Raw genomic sequence first — 3,510 nt, forward strand, 5'->3', positions numbered from 1 at the left:
AAGCAAAGGTTTACATTATTAGGCAATATTGGCTCCATTATGGTGCATTTTTCTAAAATTAAGTTATAAATAAATATATGATAATTAGATTAAATTTAGAGTTTGCTGTTTTGGTTGTTTTTTAACCTTTCAGCCTTGGCACTGAATAGTGGCAATACTGTTAATCTGAGAAATTAAAAAAAATTTAAAGATAAATGAATTAAATGCATTTTGATGACGCAATTTAAGATGATTTTATAATCAATTATAGTGCGTTTAAGAAAAAATCATTCTGGCTTGAAGTCTGAATGAATATTAAGTGAGATAAAAATAAAGTCAGGAAGGCTAAATTTATTGAAAGCAAACAAGGTGAATAATTAAACAATATGAGATACAAAAACAATAAGGAAATGGTAGTTTTGGTTTTGATATCACTGTTTCAACACTAGAAGATAAGTGCTCATTTTATATTATATTTTAGGGTTTAAACATGAAGCGGAGTATGCTTGCGTTAACGGTATTAATGGGTTTTAATTCTTCATTTGCAGCAGAAGGCACCCACTTTGACTGGGGATATGCAGAACAGACTGCACCTGCACAATGGGCTAAGCTTAAGCCTGAATACAAAGCTTGCGAAGGCCTAAATCAGGCACCCATTAATATTGATCAAACCATATCAGCCAAATTGCCTGCTTTAAAATTAAATTACAGCTCAAAAGCGGATACGATCATCAATAACAATCGTACCGTGCAAATCAATTTTAATCCGGGCAATACTCTAGAATTAGAGCAACAGGTATTTCATCTCAAACAATTCCATTTACATAGCCCAAGCGAAAATACCATTAAAGGACAAAGTTTTGCCATGGAGATGCATCTGGTACATGCCACTGAACAAGGCGAGTTAGCCGTAGTGGCTGTCATGTTTGAAGAAGGTGAGGAAAATAAAAAGCTGAAACGACTCTGGAAAGAATTGCCGAAAAAAGCAGGGAATGCGGTACAGTTGAAACATCAGGATTTAGCCGCTGCCTTCTTACCTGAAAATCTGGATTACTATCGTTTTAATGGTTCTTTAACCACGCCGCCGTGTTCTGAAGGGGTACGCTGGATTGTACTGAAAGACATTCAACAAGCTTCTAAACAGCAAATTAAGGCTTTTTCAAGCTTGATGGAACATCCCAATAATCGTCCTGTGCAACCAGTAAATGCACGCTTGGTACTTGAATAATTAATGCCAAAAAAAAAGCAGATCATTTGATCTGCTTTTTTTAATAGTTAAAGCTAGTGCAAAATTTTATTCAGGAATTGCTGAGCGCGATCACTACGTTGAGTATTAAAAAACTCATCTTTGGTACAGTCCTCAACAATTTTGCCCTGATCCATAAAAATCACCCGGTTCGCCACCTGCCGAGCAAAGCCCATTTCATGGGTGACACACATCATGGTCATGCCTTCTTTGGCCAGTTCCACCATCACATCGAGCACTTCATTGATCATTTCGGGGTCAAGGGCTGAGGTGGGTTCATCAAACAGCATCGCAATCGGGTCCATGCTTAGCGCACGGGCAATGGCCACACGTTGCTGCTGACCGCCTGAAAGCTGGGCCGGAAACTTGCTGGCCTGTGCACTTAGACCGACACGATCCAGATAAGCCAAGCCTTTTTTCTTGGCTTCAGCTTCCGAACGACCTAGGACTTTAATCTGGGCGATGGTCAGGTTTTCGGTAATGCTCAAGTGCGGGAACAGTTCGAAATGCTGGAACACCATGCCTACACGGCTGCGCAGTTTGGTCAGGTTCGTTTTTGGGTCTTTAATGGAAATACCATCAACAGTAATATTGCCTTGCTGGAACGGTTCCAGACCATTCACAGTTTTGATCAGGGTCGATTTACCTGAACCTGAAGGACCACAGACCACCACCACTTCACCTTGATGAATCTGGGTGGTGCAATCGGTCAGTACCTGAAAATCTTTGTACCACTTACTGACATTCTGGAGGTCAATCATCACTTTACCATCAGTCATACAGTTAACTTCCTTTGTAATTTTTTAACGGCATAGGTCGCGATCATACTCACGGTAAAGTACACCAAACCTGCAAATAAAATATATTGGGTTAACAGCGACATCAGGTCGCCGCGAACATAGTTGGTCCGGAAAAAGTCCAGCAAGCCAATGGCATAAACCATGGTCGAATCCTGAAACAGGATAATAGTCTGCTGTAATAGCAACGGCGTCATTTTACGGAACGCTTGCGGCAAAATAATCAGCCGCATCGACTGGCCATAGCTCATACCTAAGGCATAGGCTGCTGCAGTCTGACCCTTAGGAATAGACTGAATACCGGCACGGACAATTTCCGAAAAGTAAGCTGCTTCAAACAGCATGAAGGCCACAATACTGGAGACCAAAGCAGTATCAATAGTCAGGTAATTGCCCGTCACAGCCGTGTAGATAAACGGTACGGCAAAATAGAACCACATCAACACCAGCAGCAAAGGAATAGAGCGGAACAGATTGACATAAGCTTGCGCAAATAAATTCAGGACTTTAAATGAAGACAAGCGCATCAGGGCGAGCAGGGTACCAATCAAAATACCGCCGATGGTCGCACTGATGACCACTTTTAAGGTAATGCTCATGCCATGCCACAAGGCTGGAGCAGACAGTTGTAAGTCATTTAAAAATGCAGTGAGCCATTCCATTATTTATCTCCTGCAATCAGACCGGGAACACGTAAGCGTTTTTCCAGCATATTCATTGCCTGAATTAAACAAAAGTTAATCACGATGAAGATGATGGTCACGTAGGTATAAATTTCGATGGTGTTCTGGGTATATTCACTGATGGTTTTCATCTGGGAAATAATTTCTGCTACACCGACTAGTGAGGCAATCGAAGTATTCTTCACACAGTTGGTCAGCTCTGAACTGAGTGGCGGCAAAATAGTGCGGAACGATTGCGGCAAAATCACGTAGCGATATAACTGGCGGGTGCTAAAGCCCATGGCATAACCGGCATTGACCTGACCAACTGGCAAGGCTTCAATCCCGGTACGTACCTGTTCACACACTCGCGCAGCGGTAAATAAGCCCAAACCTACACTGGCTGAAATAAGTGCCGTGGTATTTGCGCCCAAGTCATTCATCCACCATAACTTGATGGGAGTCGGCAAGAAATTGGGAACCACATAGAACCAGATAAACAATTGAATGAGCAGAGGGACATTACGAAATAGCGTCACATAAGCAGTGCCTATACCGCGTGCTGTTTTACTGGGCAAGGTGCGCATGATGCCCAGAATACTGCCCAAAACCAGGGCAATGCTCCAAGCCACTACGGCAATGACCAGCAACCAGCCCAGACCGGTTATAATCCAGTTTAGATAGGTCGTGTCGCCCACCCCGGTGGACTGAAATAAAACTCCCCAGTTCCAACTATAATTCATAGTAACTCCTGAGTAGAATCAGGCAAAAAGATCCTTTTTCTGCCTGAAGTATAAAGCGCCTTTTTTAATAGATCGGAAGAGCG

General features: G+C 42.4%; 4 protein-coding genes. 1 reads left to right on the forward strand and 3 read right to left on the reverse strand.

Annotated elements, in window-relative coordinates; translation table 11 throughout:
- The first annotated feature begins 469 nt into the window (after positions 1-469).
- Complete coding sequence (locus B2Y23_RS03530) at positions 470-1,207, forward strand: carbonic anhydrase (protein ID WP_291352774.1); 738 nt, start codon at positions 470-472, stop codon at positions 1,205-1,207.
- A gap of 53 nt (positions 1,208-1,260) precedes the next feature.
- Here B2Y23_RS03530 and B2Y23_RS03535 read toward each other — a convergent pair whose 3' ends face one another.
- Genes B2Y23_RS03535 through B2Y23_RS03545 form a run of 3 tightly spaced genes read right to left on the reverse strand, consistent with a single transcriptional unit; the run spans position 1,261 to position 3,427 of the window.
- Positions 1,261-1,986 carry an amino acid ABC transporter ATP-binding protein gene (locus B2Y23_RS03535; RefSeq protein ID WP_291369051.1) on the reverse strand — a complete coding sequence of 242 codons (726 nt, stop codon included), beginning with the start codon at positions 1,984-1,986 and terminating at the stop codon, positions 1,261-1,263.
- 14 nt (positions 1,987-2,000) lie between these two features.
- Positions 2,001-2,684 carry an ABC transporter permease subunit gene (locus B2Y23_RS03540; RefSeq protein WP_291369049.1) on the reverse strand — a complete coding sequence of 228 codons (684 nt, stop codon included), beginning with the start codon at positions 2,682-2,684 and terminating at the stop codon, positions 2,001-2,003.
- Positions 2,684-3,427 carry an amino acid ABC transporter permease gene (locus B2Y23_RS03545; protein ID WP_291352770.1) on the reverse strand — a complete coding sequence of 248 codons (744 nt, stop codon included), beginning with the start codon at positions 3,425-3,427 and terminating at the stop codon, positions 2,684-2,686. The genes B2Y23_RS03540 and B2Y23_RS03545 overlap by 1 nt, the downstream gene beginning before the upstream one ends.
- Positions 3,428-3,510: the final 83 nt, after the last annotated feature.

The sequence above is a fragment of the Acinetobacter sp. UBA5934 genome (assembly GCF_002430855.1).
Classification (GTDB): domain Bacteria; phylum Pseudomonadota; class Gammaproteobacteria; order Pseudomonadales; family Moraxellaceae; genus Acinetobacter.

Bases quoted from the DNA above. Each gene is read 5' to 3' on its own strand.
- B2Y23_RS03530 (WP_291352774.1), top strand. From the start codon at position 470: ATGAAGCGGAGTATGCTTGCGTTAACGGTATTAATGGGTTTTAATTCT.
- B2Y23_RS03535 (WP_291369051.1), bottom strand. From the start codon at position 1,986: ATGATTGACCTCCAGAATGTCAGTAAGTGGTACAAAGATTTTCAGGTA.
- B2Y23_RS03540 (WP_291369049.1), bottom strand. From the start codon at position 2,684: ATGGAATGGCTCACTGCATTTTTAAATGACTTACAACTGTCTGCTCCA.
- B2Y23_RS03545 (WP_291352770.1), bottom strand. From the start codon at position 3,427: ATGAATTATAGTTGGAACTGGGGAGTTTTATTTCAGTCCACCGGGGTG.